The sequence below is a fragment of the Micromonospora sp. NPDC049240 genome (genome assembly GCF_040647835.1).
Lineage (GTDB): Bacteria > Actinomycetota > Actinomycetes > Mycobacteriales > Micromonosporaceae > Micromonospora.
Window position 1 is genome coordinate 41429 of sequence record NZ_JBEZCX010000016.1, and the last position, 14209, is coordinate 55637.

Here is a 14209-nt window from a genome sequence, read left to right on the forward strand (position 1 = left end):
GGACGGTGGCGCGGAGGGCCCGGCCGACGGCGGTGCGACCCCGGGTCAGCACGACGGTGGCGCGGACGGTGGCGCGGAGGGCCCGGCCGACGGCGGTGCCACTCCGGGTCAGCACGACGGTGGCGCGGACGGTGGCGCGGAGGGCCCGGCCGACGGCGGCGCGACCCCGGGTCAGCACGACGGTGGCGCCGACGGCAGCGCCTGACCGATGAGCCTCACGCACGTCGACCCGCCGGGTGGCCACGGCCACCCGGCGGGTTCGTCCTCCGCCGCCGCGGCGTTGGCCCGCTGCGTGGCGGTCGAGCCGGCCAAGTTCGCCGCCGACCACTGGGGGCGCAGCCCGCTGCTGTCCCGGGCCGCCGAACTGCCCAACCCGGACGGCTTCACCGACCTGCTCAGCCCCGCTGACGCCGACGAACTGCTCAGCCGCCGCGGCCTGCGTACCCCGTTCCTGCGGGTGGCCAAGGACGGCCAGCTCGTGCCGGCGGCGCGGTACACCGGCGGCGGTGGCGCCGGCGCCGAGATCGGCGACCAGGTGCTGGACGAGAAGGTGCTGGCGCTCTATGCCGACGGCGCCACGTTGGTGCTCCAGGGCCTGCACCGCACCTGGCCGGCGATCGTCGACCTGGCCCGCGACCTGGGCGCGGCGCTGGCCCAGCCGTTGCAGGTCAACGCCTACCTGACGCCGGCCGGCAGCCAGGGCTTCGCCACCCACTACGACACCCACGACGTGTTCGTGCTCCAGGTCGACGGCCGCAAGCACTGGCGCATCCACCCGCCGGTGCTCGCCGACCCGCTGGAGCGCCAGCCGTGGGGCGGCCGGGCCGACGAGGTCGCCGCCACCGCTGACGGCCGGCCCGCGTTGGACGTGGTGCTGGAGCCGGGCGACGCGCTCTACCTGCCGCGCGGCTGGCTGCACAGCGCCCAGGCGCAGGAGTCCAGCTCGCTGCACCTGACCGTGGGCATCCGGGCGCTGACCCGGTACGCCATGGTGGAGGAACTGCTGGCCCTGGCCGCCGAGGACGCCCGGCTGCGCGCCGGCCTGCCGTTCGGGCTCGACCTGGCCGACCCGGACGCGATCGAGCCGGAACTCACCGAGACCGTCGAGGCGCTGCGCGACTGGCTGCTGCGGGCCGACCCGGGGGCGGTGGCCGCGCGGCTGCGGTCGCGGGTGTGGCCGGCCGCCCGACCGGCCCCGATCCGCCCCCTCGCGCAGGCCGACGCGCTGGCCCGGCTCGTGCCGGACAGCCGGGTCGCGCTCCGGGACGGCCTGCGCTGGCAGCTCACCCGGACCGACGCCGGCACGGTCGCGCTGCGCCTGACCGACCGTACGCTCACGCTGCCCGGCACCTGCGAGCCGGCGCTGCGCGCGCTGCTCACCGGCGCGGCCACCCGGGTCGGCGACCTGCCCGGCCTGGACGACGACGCCGACCGCCTGGTCCTCACCCGCCGCCTGCTCAAGGAGGCGGTCCTGACCCCCGCCTGACCGCGGGGGTCAGCGGGTGTAGGTGACCGCCAGCAGGAGCAGCGTGGTGGCCAGGCCGCTGGCGGCCACCAGGATCATCGGGCGGGGGGTCAGCACCGCGTGCCGGCGGTCGGCCAGCAGGCGGGCCGGCGCCAGGCCGACCAGCGGCCCGAGCAGCGTCACCACCAGCGCCAGCACCGGCAGGCCGACCGCCAGGTCACCGCCCGAGCCGGCGCCCAGCGCCCGCGCCCCGGTCCCCAGCAGGAACGCCACCAGCGCGCCGCCGACCCCGCACGCGATCAGCAGCGGGTTCACCGAGCCGGGCAGCTCGCCCGGCGTCCCGGTGCGGTCCAGCAGCTCGCGTACGCCGCGCAGCAGCGGCACCGGGTCACCGGCGGCGTCCCGTACCGGCCCGGGCGGGTCGCCCAGGCGCCGGGTGCCGCCGCCGAGCCGGGCCCGTAGCTGCGCCCACAGGTGGGTCACCTCGCCGTCCACCCGGTCCACCATCCGCTGGGCGTCGGCCAGCTCCGCCTCGGCGAGCCGGACCTGCTCGGTCGCCTCGGCCACCGCCCGGTCGGCGGCGGCGACCTGTTGGGCGTACCAGGTGTGCGCCTCGGCCCGCTGGGCGGCCACCCGGGCGGTCAACTCGGCGAGCCGGCGGATCTGGGCAGGGTACGTCTCACTGGAGACCGGTTCGTTCATCGGGAGGGACCATAAGGGATGATCACCTGTCCGGTGCGGTGCACCGCGCGGTCGAAGTAGAGACCGCGCCATGGTCGGGGATACCAGTCCGGCCCGCCGCTGCCCGGGTAGAGCGACGAGCCCAGCTCGCCGCCCTGCACGTCGAGCGCCACCCACGCGCCGATCTGGTCCGTGCGCGCGCCGGCGCCGCCCAGGTCGGCCCGCATCCGGGCCACGCCGCGCCACCAGGCCAGCACGTGGGTCCGCCGCTCCGGCCCGTCGTGCAGGATGCGGCGCAGCTGCTCCAGCCCGCTCCGGGCGCCGGCCCGGCCGGCCAGCGCGCCGGCCGCCGCGTCCACCGCGTACAACAGCAGGAAGTGCGGGGTACGCGGGGTGCCCGGCGCGCCCAGCCCGTCGCCCACCTCGGCCATCAGCTCGGCGACCGTCTCCTCGTCGTACCAGGAGGCGTCGCCGGCCAGGTCCTCGTAGAGCGCGCGGGCGGCCGGGTCGGCGTCCGGGTCGAGACAGGCGATGGAGAACCGGGCCGCGCCGGGCGGGTACTGCCGGGCCAACGAGCGGGCGGCGGCGTCGAGCACCGCGCACGCCTCGTCCACCCGGGTGCCCAGCACGGCCAGGTTGCGGCCCGGCGCCCGGGGCAGCCGCAGCGCGGCCGAGCGCGACTGCACGTCGATGATCTCGCCGAGCAGCGCCACCGGACTGCGCGGCGCGCCCTGCTCCGGCGCGGCCAGGGCACGGAAGTCCGGCGCCTCGGCCAGCCGGGGGATCGCGTCGCCGTCGAAGAGCCGGGCCGGCGCGGCGTCCTGCGGGCGCATCCGCCACAGCCGGTGTTGCAGCTCGCTCCAGGTCTCCCAGTCGCTCGCCGACGGGATGCGGGCCACCTCGTTGCCCTCGGTCAGGCCGGACTCGGCGTTGACCACGGCGTGGTGTCGGGGCAGCGACTGCGCGGCGTCGTTGCGTTCGGCCAGGATGCGCAGCGCCTTCGGCAGCGCGATCCGCAGGGTGAACTGGGCGACCAGCGCGGGCCGGCCCCAGAGCGCCTCGATGCCGCGGACGTCCTGGGAGGCGAGCACCAGGTGGATGCCCTGCGAGCGACCCCGCCGGGCCAGGTCCTCCAACAGGTCGGCGGCCTCCCGGGCGACCACGTCCCGGCCGGCGAGCAGCGCCTGGAACTCGTCGACCACCGCGACGATCCGCGGCCAGTGCCCGGTCGGGTCCACCGCCCGCAGCTCGGCCAGCTTGGTGACCTCGTGCTTCTTCGCCGCGTCGGCCCGCCGGCGCAGCTCCTCGGCGAGGAACCGCAGCAGCGCCAGGCCGAACTCCCGGTCGGTGTTGACGTTGATGCCGACCAGCCGCATGTGCGGCAGCCAGCTCGGATCGCGCCGACCCTGGGCGAACCGAGCGAAGGACACCCCCTCCTTGAAGTCGAGCAGATAGAACTCCAGCTCGGCGGGGGAGTAGCGGGCGGCGAGCGCGCCGATCCACGCGAAGATCAGGTTCGTCTTGCCGGTGCCGGACGGGCCGCCGATCAACGCGTGCGGCGGGTAGTCGCCGAGCGTCAGGAGCACCGGCCGCCCGTGCGGGCCCTCGCCGATCGGCGCGGTGAGCCCGTGCGCCGAGTCCTCCCGCCAGTAGTCGTCCGGCGGGGGCAGCAGATCGGTGAAGGGCGTCGGTGGCGGCCCGGCGGCGACCCGGGAGGCGACCGTCCGGCAGGTCTCGGTGACCAGCGTGGGCGGTGGTGGGGCGTCGAGCACCACCGGCAGCCCGGCGATGCGGGCGTCGTCCGGGTCGACCACGATCCGGGTGACGGTCGGGTCGTCGGGCAGGTCGATGCCGCGGACCACCAGGTGCACCCCGCACGCGGCCCCGGTGCGGACCACCCGGTCGAGCTGCCCGCGCTCGTGCCGGGACAGCTCGTCGCCGCCGAGCAGCACCGCCACCCGCCACGGCTCCGGGCGCCGGCCGGTGGCGGCGGCCAGCTCGCGCAGGGACGCGTACTCGCCGGCCAGCACCGTGGCGTTGATCCGGCGGATCTGCTCCACCAGGTCGTCCAGCAGCCGGCCCAGCCCACCCGGGCCGACGAAGGTGAGCAGGCCGGCGGTGCCCAGCGGCGCGAACCCGGCCAGGCCGCCGCCCAGGTGCTCCGGGTCGTAGCCGTGCAGCCGGACCGCGCCCGGGTCGGCCCGGCCGACGGAGCGCAGCAGCAGCGCGGGCACCACCGCGGCGAGGCCGTCCCGGTCGCCGCCGGCCAGGTGCGCGTGCCCGGCGTCGAGCAGCGGGACCAGCGCCGGCACCGGTTCGGCGCCGGCGATGCGTACCGTGCCGATCCGGACCGCGCCCGGCGGCTCGGCCCGGCCGGCGGGGGTGACCGTCCACCGGTCCCAGGGCGCGGACGCCGCGCCCGGCGCCTCCCGCTGGGCCGCGGCGGCGGCGCGGCGCGCCAGCTCGGCCAGGCGGGCCGTGTGCCGGGCGTCGATCTCGGCGAGCCGCCGGTCGCGGGCCGCGCCGACCCGGCCGGGCACCGCCGCGGCGGCACGCCGGGTACGGGTCAGCCGTTCCCGGCCGGCGGCCAGCTCCGCCTCGGCGGCGGTGAGCCGGTTCCGGGTGGCGCCCAGGGCCTCGGAGAGCATGCCCCGGACCCGCGTCACCAGTTGGGCGCGGACGTCAGCCACGCGACGGCTCCCGTTCCTCGGTGTCCTTCGGCAGGTCCCGGCCGAGCCGGTCGAGCAGTACGCCGGTCAGCACCCCGGCGGTGACCGCCGGGTCGGCCGCGTGCGGCTGCTCCTGCCCGTCGTCGCGGCGCGGCGGGGGCATCCGGCAGATCCGGGTGAGCAGCGTGTCCAGCACCGGCGGCGGCAGCCCGGGCAGCAGGTCGCGGACCCGCCCGTCCAGCTCGCGGCGCAGCCGGGCCAGGTCGTCCGCGCGGGGCGGGTGGCCGAGTAGTTCGCCGGCCAGGTCGCGCAGCATCGGCGGGGCGATCGCGGCCAGTCCCAGCCCGACGTCGGCGTGGGCCCGCCGCAGTTCGGCGTGCAGCCGGTCCCGGTCGCCGGAGCGGATGCCGACCACCACCCGGCGCAGCAGCTCGTGGGCGTTCTCGACGCGCTCGTCCGGCTCGTCCGGCGCGCCCTCCCGTCCGCCGGTCAGCTCCGCCACCCGGACCGCCCACCAGCGGCGTACCGCCGGCTGCTCGCCCGGTTCGGGCGCCGGGCCGGGCGCGGGCGTCGCCTCGCCGCGTGGCGCGTCGTGCCGGGGTCGCCGCTCGCCCGTCGTCGCGGCCGGCGCGCCGTCGGCGGCCAGCCCGATCGCGGCCAGGTACGCGCTGAGCTGCTCCTGGGCCACGCGCAGCGCGTAGCCGGCGGTCTCGGCGTGTTCGGTGGCGGCGGTCAGCTCCGGCACGCCCATCGGGTCGGCCGACTCCTGGCGCACCCAGCGCAGCCGTTCCTGCGCCTGGCCGAGCTTCTCCAGCGCGGCGGCGAGCTGCGCCAGCGGCAGCTCCTCGGCGGCGGCGCGGACCTGCGCGCCGATGTCCTCGACGATGGACACGGCCGGCCCTTCAGAGCGTCGCGACGTAGAGCTGTGCCTGCTCCACCGCCACCAGCGTCGCGGCGAGGCACTCCTCCAGCTCCTGGCTGGCCTGGGTCAGCGAGGCCTGGGCCGCCTCGACCGTCTCGTGGCCGCTGCCCTCCAGCGCGCCGGCCAGGGTCTGCTGCGCCTCGGCCAGCTTCTCGCCGGCCGCCTGCACCGCTGTCTGGCCGTCACCGATCTGCTGGAGAGCGACATCGATGGCGGCCTTCAGCTCGGCGACGCTCGCCACAAGGACCTCCTGGGGGCAGGGGAGATCTCCATTACAACCCATCCCATCCGGTGGGCGAACATCCACCCTCGCGCCGTTCCTGCCCGGGTGTCCGATTGCGGCCCTGACGTGCGGGAAGGCCGGGCCGGGGCAGGGTCGGCGGTCCCGCCGACGGTCGGCTCGGTCCCGTTGACGGGACTCGGCGCGTCAGCGGCCGAGCCAGCGCGGGCCGCGTACCTCCGCGCCCAGCGCGCTGACCCGGGCCCGCAGCTCCCGGTCCGCGGTGACCACCACCCGCCGGCGCTCCGGCGCGGCGGCGACCAGCTCCACCACGGTGTCGTCGCCGGACCCGGCCGCGGACACCACGTCGACCCCGGGCGCCGGCGCCACGTGCCGGGCCGCGCCCTCCACCACCAGCACCACCTGCACCGGCGGCGGCAGCTCCGGCGGCACGCCGACGCCGGCCAGCGGGGCCAGCGCGTCGCGCAGCCGCACCGCCGCGCCGGCCCGGTCGCGCCACCAGCCGTCCGGCCGGGAGCCCACCACGTTCGCGCCGTCCACCACCAGCAGCGGCCTGCTCTCCATCCGCCCAGCCTGCCATCCGCGGGCGTTTGTCGCGCACACCGCCGGGTAGCCACCGCCGACCGTGCCGCGCGTGCCGCGTCCCGGTCGTGCCGACCGACTGCGGAGGACGAAACATGATGGGACCCGGCGACTTCGGCAACGACCCGTGGGACGAGTTCCTGGCCCGGTACTTCGGTCGGGGCGAGGGCGGTCGCCGGCCGGCCCACCGGGTGGACATCACCCGCCTGATGACCGCCGACGCCCGGGAGATGCTGGCCGACGCGGCCCGGCGGGCCGCCCAGAAGCACAGCAACGACCTGGACACCGACCACCTGCTCTGGGCCGCGTTGCAGCGTGAGCCGCTGCGGGACCTGGTCCGCCGCGCCGGCGCCGACCCGGACGCGCTGGTCAACGCGCTGGGCGGACGCGCCGAGGGGGGCGCGCCCGGCGGCGAGGTGCCGCCGAACCTGTCGCTCACCCCGGCCGCGAAACGGGCGCTGCTCGACGCCCACCAGCTCTCCCGCGCCATGGGCGCCAACTACATCGGCCCCGAGCACATCCTGATGGCGCTGCCGCTCAACCCGGAGTCGCCGGCCGGCCGGATGCTGGCCGCCGGCCGGATCCAGCCGGAGTCGTTGCAGGCGGCCAGCGCCGAGCGTGGCGCCGCGAACGGCCCCCGTCCGGACCGCGGCACGCCCACCCTCGACCAGTACGGGCAGGACCTCACCGAGCTGGCCCGGCTGGACCAGATCGACCCCGTGATCGGCCGGGCCGACGAGATCGAGCAGGCGGTGGAGATCCTGTCCCGGCGCACCAAGAACAACCCGGTGCTGATCGGTGAGGCCGGCGTCGGCAAGACCGCCATCGTGGAGGGGCTCGCGGAGCGGATCTGCGACGGCGACGTGCCGCAGACCCTGATCGGCAAGCGGGTCATCCAGCTCGACCTCTCCGGCCTGGTCGCCGGCACCCGCTACCGGGGCGACTTCGAGGAACGCCTGAAGAAGGTGATCGACGAGATCCGGGCCCACCGCGAGGAACTGATCATCTTCCTGGACGAGATCCACACGCTGGTCGGGGCCGGCGGCGCCGGCAGCGAGGGCGGGATGGACGCGTCCAACATGCTCAAGCCGGCGCTGGCCCGCGGCGAGCTGCGGGTGATCGGCGCGACCACGCTCGACGAGTACCGGCGCACCATCGAGAAGGACGCCGCCCTGGCCCGCCGGTTCCAGCCGGTGCTGGTGCCCGAGCCGGGCGTCGAGGACACCGTCGCCATCCTGCGCGGCCTGCGCGACCGCTACGAGGCGCACCACCAGGTCCGCTTCACCGACGAGGCGCTGGTCGCCGCCGCCGAACTCTCCGACCGGTACGTCACCGACCGGTTCCTGCCGGACAAGGCGATCGACCTGATCGACCAGGCCGGCGCCCGGGTCCGGCTGCGCACCCGCACCCCCGCCTCCGACGTACGGGACCTGGAACAGCAGCTCGACGAGGTGCGCCGGGACAAGGAACAGGCGGTCTCCGACGAGCAGTACGAACGCGCCTCCTCGCTGCGCGACAGGCTCGCCGAGCTGGAGGACCAGATCCGCCGCGCCCGCGGCGACGAGGGGCCCAACCACGTGCCGGAGGTCGGTCCGAAGGAGATCGCCGAGGTGGTGTCCCGGGCCACCGGCATCCCGGTCACCCAGCTCACCGAGGAGGAACGCGACCGGCTGCTGCGCCTGGAGGGGCACCTGCACCAGAAGGTGATCGGGCAGGACGACGCGGTCGGCGCGGTCGCCGAGGCGGTCCGGCGCTCGCGTACCGGCCTGGCCGACCCGAACCGGCCGATGGGCAGCTTCCTGTTCCTCGGCCCCACCGGCGTCGGCAAGACCGAGTTGGCCCGCGCGCTGGCCGAGGCGCTGTTCGGCGAGGCGGACCGGATGGTCCGGGTGGACATGAGCGAGTTCCAGGAGCGGCACACCGTCAGCCGGCTGGTCGGCGCCCCGCCCGGCTACGTCGGCTACGAGGAGGCCGGCCAGCTCACCGAGGCGGTCCGCCGCCGCCCGTACGCGGTGGTGCTGCTCGACGAGATCGAGAAGGCGCACCCCGATGTGTTCAACATCCTGCTCCAGGTGCTCGACGACGGCCGGCTCACCGACAGCCAGGGCCGGACCGTGAACTTCAAGAACACCGTCCTGATCATGACCAGCAACCTCGGTTCCGAGCTGATCACCGGCACCCAGCGCACGGTCGGGTTCGCCACCGGCGAGCCGGGCGAGCAGGAGTCCACCGAGCTGCGGGAACGGCTGATGCGCCGGCTCCAGGAGAACTTCCGCCCGGAGTTCCTCAACCGGATCGACGAGGTGATCATCTTCCAGCGGCTGGAGGCCGAGCAGCTCCGGGAGATCACCGGCCTGCTGCTGGAGGAGACCCGCCGCCGGCTGCACGCCCAGGACATCCAGGTCGAGATCAGCACCGCCGGCGTCGACTGGCTCGCCGAGCACGGCTACCAGCCGGAGTTCGGGGCCCGTCCGTTGCGCCGGGTGATCCAGCGCGAACTCGACAACCGGCTGTCCCGGATGCTGCTGGAGAACGAGATCTCGCCGGGGCAGAAGGTCACCGTCGACGCCCGCGACGACCAGCTCGTCCTCGACGTGTCCGCCGGTGAGCGCGGCTACTCGGCCGCCACCACCTCCCATCCCCGGTGAGGGGACGGCCCGTCGCGCAAGGATCGGAGGGCGGACATGACCGAACCCGAGGAGACCCGGGAGGACGCCGCGGCCGGTGAACCGATCGAGGCGCCGCCGACGGCGAACCCGTCCCGGGTCCGGGTGCCACCGGAGGGACTGACCCCGCAGACACCGAGCGGCGAGGGCGAGCCGGAACCGTCCGGGCCGCCGCCGGGAGAGGAGGCGTGATGGTACGCGAGGCGCGACTCGACCCCGAGGTCGAGATCATCTGGGACGACTTCCACGCCGAGGTGAATGTTCCCTCCGAGCAGCTACGGCAGTGGCTGCTGACCCGCGGGTCGGGGGAGGAGGCGTTCGGCCCGGACCCCGACCTGGACCTGCCCGAACCCGGCCGGCAGATCCTCGCCGTGCTGCGCAAGCGCAAGGTGGACCTGACCCCGGAGGACATCGAGGTGATGCGCGAGGCGATCACCCGGATCCGGGAACTCGCCGCCGACCGGCCGGACCGGGGGGCCGCCGACGACGAGTGGCGGCACGCGCTGCTCGACCTCGGTCACGACGTGCTTGTGGAACGCTGAGCCGTCGCCGGACGCCCGGGCGGACACCCCGCCCGGGCCGACCGGGTTCGGCCTATTCGGACTCCATGCTGGGCAGCTCCAGGCCGGCGGCGTCGGCCGCGGCCTGCCGGTCCATCCGCGCCCGCTCCTCCCGGCTGAGCAGGGTGGCGTACTCGGTGACGTCCGCCGGGTCCGGCACCTCGGGCAGCCGGCGCAGGAACGCCTCGACGTCGGCGGCGGCGGCGGTGTGCGCGGCAGCCGCCTGACGCAGCAGCTCCCGCTGGTCGGCGGCCGGATACAGATCAGTCATGCCGCCGGTGATACCCGCGTTCAGGCGGTTCGCACCCCACCGGTGCCGGTGGGCTGCACGCCGAAGTCCGGATGGGCCAACAGCCAGCCCAGATAGTCCGGATGGTTGGCCAACGCGTCGGTGTACGCCGCCACCGCCTGCTCCAGCACCGGCTCGGCCACCACCGCGGCCGGCGCCTCCGGATGCCAGCCGAACAGCAGCCGCCAGCGCAGCGGCACCCCGGCCAGCCGGCGGGTCACCAGCCCCGCCACCGGACGGAAGGTGGCCTGGCACAGCGCCACCGCGGTGCCCGCGTCCACCAGGTCCAGCGCGGCGCGCACGTCCGCCTCGTACACCTTGCGGGGGGTGAAGCCGGCGCGCGCGCACGCGGCGGCGAAGCAGTCGCCGAAGCAGCCGTCGCCCGGCGCGGCCACCCACTGCTCCCGGCGCAGGTCGAGCAGGTCGATCTCGTCGCGGGCGGCCAGCGGATGGGTCTGCGGCAGCAGCACGAAGACCGGGTCGACGGCCACCTCCCGCCAGCTCAACCCGAACACCGGTGACGGCGTGGCGTCCCCGCACACCCCGGCCAGGGCGAAGTCGAGCCGACCGCCGGCCACCAACTGGGCCAGCTCGTCCACCGACCACGACGCGTACGTGGAGATCTGCGCGTCGGAGCGCTCGGCGGCGAGCCGGTGCACCAGCCGGCCCAGGATCGGGCTGTTCACCCCGCCGAACCGGTAGCGGCGCAGCGGGTCGCCCGCGCCGGCCAGCCGGGCCGCCTCGTCCTGCAGGCCCTTCATCGCCGGCAGCAGCACCCGGGCCCGGTCCAGCACCAGCTCACCCAGCGCGGTGGGCCGGGCGCCCCGGCGGTCCCGTTCGAACAGCGGCCCGCCGAGGACCCGCTCGATCCGCTGGAGCTGGGCGGTCAGCGCCGGCTGGGCCAACCCGAGCAGGGACGCCGCCTTGGTGACGCTCCCCGTCTCGGCGATCGCGCAGACCACCCGCAGGTGTCGCAGCTCCAGATTCATACGGTGACGGTAGGACCACGAACGGGTGTCCGGGAAGGGGCGGATCGGCTCATGCCTCCCGGCGGGGCTCCAGGTCGGCCAGGCGGGTCCGCCGCCCGCTGACCGCGTCGCGCACCTTGTCCAGCACCCCCACCGCCGGCTCGACGATCTTGTTCCACGGCGGCGTGGCCGGGGTGCCCGGGTGCGGCCGGGTGGGCGCCGCCTCCTCCGCGATCTCCCACCGGTTGCCCAGCCGGATCAACTCGGCGTCGCTGGCGACCTCGCGCAGCGGCGTGACCAGCGCGGCCACCCGGCTGACGTGCCGGCGGACCCGCTCCGCCACGTCGGCCAGCGCCGCGTCGTCCGGACCGGACAGCCCTTTCAACGCGGTCAGCAGCGCGGCGTCCGCCTCGATCTCCCGGGTGACCAGCTCGGCGCTCTCCGGCACCGCGGCCCGGGCGGCGGGGAAGAGGTACTGCTCCTCGGCGGAGAGGTGCCGCGACACCGCGGCGGTCAGCACGTCCAGCACCCGAGTGCGGTCGGCCGGGTCCTGCCCGGCGTCGGTCACCCGGTCGGCCAGGTCGAGCAGCGCGCGGTGCTCGGCGTCCACGAGGTCGGCCAGGCTCCGCCCACCCGGCCGGTACCGGTCGTCGGCGGCGGGTGGGAGCGGCGGCAGGGGGACGGTCATGGTGCCCTCCTCGTGGATGGCCGGAATCGTGGTGGCCGGAATCGATGTTCGGCGTTACCCTGCCGCGCGTCGGGCGAAACCGGGCCGCACCGCGCCGGTCGCCGCGACCGGTCCGACTGGTATAAGGAAGCGATGACGACCTCCGCCTCACCCGAGCCCACCGACGAGGTCGTGGACCTCTGCCGGGACCTGCTGCGCATCGACACCACCAACACCGGGGACAACGACACCAGCGTGGGGGAGCGGCGCGCGGCGGAGTACGTCGCGGAGAAGCTCGCCGAGGTCGGCGTGGCCGCCGAGATCCACGAGTCGGCGCCCGGCCGGGCCAACCTGGTCGCCCGCATCCCCGGCACCGAGCCCGACCGGGACGCGCTGCTGGTGCACGGCCACCTCGACGTGGTGCCCGCCGACCCCGACGAGTGGTCGGTGCACCCGTTCTCCGGCGAGATCCGCGACGGCTACCTGTGGGGCCGCGGCGCGATCGACATGAAGGACTTCGACGCCATGGTGCTGGCCGTGGTGCGTGACTGGCAGCGCGCCGGCGTCCGACCCCGCCGCGACATCGTGCTCGCCCTCACCGCCGACGAGGAGGCCGGCAGCGACTACGGCGCGCACTTCCTGGCCCAGCGCCACCGGGGCCTGTTCGACGGCTGCACCGAGGCGATCGGCGAGGTGGGCGGCTTCTCCTACTCGGTCGACGAGCAGCGCCGGCTCTATCTGATCGAGACCGCCGAGAAGGGCATCGACTGGTTGCGCCTGCACGCCCGGGGGCGGCCCGGCCACGGCTCGATGATGCACGACGACAACGCGGTGACCGCGCTCGCCGAGGCGGTCGCCCGGATCGGCCGGCACCGCTTCCCGGTGGTGATGACCGACACGGTGCGCGCGTTCCTGGCCGAGGTCTCCGACGTGCTCGGCATCGAGATCGACCCGGACGACCCGGAGACCGCGATCGCCAAGCTCGGCCCGATCGCGAACATCATCGGCGCGACGATCCGCAACACCGCCAACCCGACCCGACTGGCCGCCGGCTACAAGGACAACGTCATCCCCGGCCGGGCCACCGCCACCATCGACTGCCGTAGCCTGCCCGGGCAGAGCGAGGAGCTGGAACGGCAGTTGCGTGAGCTGGTCGGGCCGGACATCGCGATCGAGTACGTGCAGCGCCAGCCGGCCCTGGAGACCACGTTCGACGGGGACCTGGTGGCGCAGATGTCCGCCGCGCTGCGCGCCGAGGACCCGGGCGCGCACCCGGTGCCGTACATGCTCTCCGGCGGCACCGACGCCAAGGCGTTCTCCCAGCTCGGCATCCGCTGCTTCGGGTTCGCGCCGCTGCGGCTGCCGGCCGACCTCAATTTCTCCGGCCTGTTCCACGGCATCGACGAGCGGGTTCCGCTGGACGGACTACAGTTCGGCGTGCGGGTTCTCGACCGCTTCCTCCGCAACTGCTGACCGCGCCCGCCGCGGCGCCGTCGGCGCGGAACCTGCCCCCATCGCGAAGGGACTGCCTCACATGACCGACCAGCACGGTGAGCTGGACGCCGCCCTCGAGCGGGTGATCGACGCGGCCCGCGCCCACCTGGCCGCCGTCCGGGCCGCCCAGGGCCGGATCGACGACGACGCCGTCTGGCAGGCGTACGTCGCGTTGAACAACGCCTCCTTCGCCTACGACGAGCAGTTGCTCGACGCGTTCGGCGAGGTGACGCCCTGGGACGTCGAGTCGATCGACCCGGACGAGGCCGACGAGCGCTTCGGCGCGGTCGAGGGCGGCGAGCCCACCGACCCGCACCCCCGGGTGATCTCGGTGCGGCAGCGCCGCGACTACCGGGTCCCCAGCGTCGCCGCGCTGCTCCGGGTCGCCGAGGCGGCCCGCCGGGAGGGCACCCCGGAGGAGGACGAGCCGGCGCCGGTCGAGGGCGTCGGCGAGGCGGTGCTGGAGCTGTTGCAGAGCGGCGACGGCTCGCTGTCCGCGCTCGACGTGCCGGAACTGGAGCCGCTCGACGGCGTGGTCATGGTCAGCGAGGTCGGCACCCCGGTCGACCTGGAGTCGTTCGACGACGACGACCCGGTCGGCCCGTTCCAGCCGGCCGTCGACGACCGGCTGGTCGGCCGGCTCGACGAGCACCCGTTCCTGGAGGTCGACGAGGAGCACGACCACGCCCACTAGGCCGTGCTCGCCCCGGGGCCGCACCGCACGGCGTGGCCCCGGGGACGGCCCGGCTCAGTACGACAGGCCGGGCTGTGGCTTGTTCACCACCCGGCGTCGCAGCATCACCTGCCGGGTGCCGTCCCGGTAGAGCCGCACCCGGGCCAACTCCCAACCGGAGAACTCCGCCTGGATCGCCAGTTGCGCCGCGGCGGTCAACCGATCGACATTCGAAGGCAACCGCAGCGGCGCGTACTCGTAGTCCATGACATCCATGCTGCCCAGCCCGGCGGCGCTCCGCCACCCCCGGACGGTGACCCCGGTCGCCCCGC

16 protein-coding genes are annotated in these 14209 nt (G+C 75.6%); 7 read left to right on the top strand and 9 right to left on the bottom strand.

The features are described 5' to 3' along the window. Together AB0B02_RS23675 and AB0B02_RS23680 are read left to right on the top strand one after the other, a co-directional pair. Positions 1-205 (top strand): hypothetical protein (locus AB0B02_RS23675; protein ID WP_357303560.1); only part of this gene is annotated, 205 nt, incomplete at its 5' end. A gap of 3 nt (positions 206-208) precedes the next feature. Further along, positions 209-1486, top strand: coding sequence for a cupin domain-containing protein (locus AB0B02_RS23680; RefSeq protein WP_357303564.1), 1278 nt, complete (start codon positions 209-211; stop codon positions 1484-1486). 9 nt (positions 1487-1495) lie between these two features. On the opposite strand, the gene AB0B02_RS23685 is transcribed toward AB0B02_RS23680, so the two are convergent. The 5 genes from AB0B02_RS23685 to AB0B02_RS23705 form a co-directional block, all read right to left on the bottom strand. Beyond that, a complete protein-coding gene (locus AB0B02_RS23685; protein WP_281940689.1) occupies positions 1496-2167 on the bottom strand; it encodes a hypothetical protein in 672 nt (223 codons plus the stop codon). Further along, positions 2164-4836: an FtsK/SpoIIIE domain-containing protein gene (locus AB0B02_RS23690; protein ID WP_357303568.1), complete on the bottom strand. Its 2673-nt coding sequence runs from the start codon at positions 4834-4836 to the stop codon at positions 2164-2166. The genes AB0B02_RS23685 and AB0B02_RS23690 overlap by 4 nt, the downstream gene beginning before the upstream one ends. Continuing rightward, positions 4829-5707, bottom strand: coding sequence for a hypothetical protein (locus AB0B02_RS23695; RefSeq protein WP_357303572.1), 879 nt, complete (start codon positions 5705-5707; stop codon positions 4829-4831). Before AB0B02_RS23695 ends, AB0B02_RS23690 begins: the two co-directional genes overlap by 8 nt. 10 nt (positions 5708-5717) lie before the next feature. Further along, a complete protein-coding gene (locus AB0B02_RS23700; protein WP_030504016.1) occupies positions 5718-5978 on the bottom strand; it encodes a hypothetical protein in 261 nt (86 codons plus the stop codon). 186 nt (positions 5979-6164) lie between these two features. After that, positions 6165-6542 (bottom strand): hypothetical protein, encoded by a 378-nt coding sequence (locus AB0B02_RS23705; protein ID WP_357303575.1) that lies wholly within the window; start codon positions 6540-6542, stop codon positions 6165-6167. 113 nt (positions 6543-6655) lie between these two features. Here AB0B02_RS23705 and AB0B02_RS23710 point away from each other — a divergent pair, with 113 nt between their 5' ends. From AB0B02_RS23710 to AB0B02_RS23720, 3 genes are read left to right on the top strand one after another with little or no spacing between them, the layout of a single operon-like run. Further along, the gene (locus AB0B02_RS23710; protein ID WP_281940695.1) at positions 6656-9208 is read left to right on the top strand and encodes an ATP-dependent Clp protease ATP-binding subunit; all 2553 of its coding nucleotides are present in this window, start codon (positions 6656-6658) and stop codon (positions 9206-9208) included. 36 nt (positions 9209-9244) lie between these two features. Next, on the top strand, positions 9245-9418 hold the full coding sequence (locus tag AB0B02_RS23715) for a hypothetical protein (RefSeq protein WP_281940697.1): 174 nt from the start codon (positions 9245-9247) through the stop codon (positions 9416-9418). After that, on the top strand, positions 9418-9768 hold the full coding sequence (locus AB0B02_RS23720) for a DUF3140 domain-containing protein (RefSeq protein ID WP_281940699.1): 351 nt from the start codon (positions 9418-9420) through the stop codon (positions 9766-9768). Before AB0B02_RS23715 ends, AB0B02_RS23720 begins: the two co-directional genes overlap by 1 nt. A 52-nt stretch (positions 9769-9820) precedes the next feature. Here the strand turns inward: AB0B02_RS23720 and AB0B02_RS23725 are convergent, their stop codons facing one another. From AB0B02_RS23725 to AB0B02_RS23735, 3 genes are read right to left on the bottom strand one after another with little or no spacing between them, the layout of a single operon-like run. Further along, complete coding sequence (locus AB0B02_RS23725; RefSeq protein WP_281940701.1) at positions 9821-10057, bottom strand: hypothetical protein; 237 nt, start codon at positions 10055-10057, stop codon at positions 9821-9823. A gap of 20 nt (positions 10058-10077) precedes the next feature. Then, positions 10078-11064 (bottom strand): LysR family transcriptional regulator, encoded by a 987-nt coding sequence (locus AB0B02_RS23730; RefSeq protein ID WP_281940703.1) that lies wholly within the window; start codon positions 11062-11064, stop codon positions 10078-10080. Between the two features lie 49 nt (positions 11065-11113). Further along, on the bottom strand, positions 11114-11731 hold the full coding sequence (locus tag AB0B02_RS23735) for a hemerythrin domain-containing protein (RefSeq protein ID WP_357303581.1): 618 nt from the start codon (positions 11729-11731) through the stop codon (positions 11114-11116). Between the two features lie 132 nt (positions 11732-11863). On the opposite strand from AB0B02_RS23735, the gene AB0B02_RS23740 reads away from it, so the two are divergent. Together AB0B02_RS23740 and AB0B02_RS23745 are read left to right on the top strand one after the other, a co-directional pair. Then, complete coding sequence (locus tag AB0B02_RS23740) at positions 11864-13183, top strand: M20/M25/M40 family metallo-hydrolase (protein WP_357303584.1); 1320 nt, start codon at positions 11864-11866, stop codon at positions 13181-13183. A 61-nt stretch (positions 13184-13244) separates the two neighbouring features. Then, positions 13245-13898, top strand: a complete 654-nt coding sequence (locus tag AB0B02_RS23745) for a hypothetical protein (protein WP_107155555.1) — start codon at positions 13245-13247, stop codon at positions 13896-13898. 54 nt (positions 13899-13952) lie between these two features. On the opposite strand, the gene AB0B02_RS23750 is transcribed toward AB0B02_RS23745, so the two are convergent. Further along, entirely contained in the window at positions 13953-14144 is a 192-nt protein-coding gene (locus AB0B02_RS23750; RefSeq protein ID WP_107155556.1) for a DUF5703 family protein, read from the bottom strand. Positions 14145-14209: the final 65 nt, after the last annotated feature.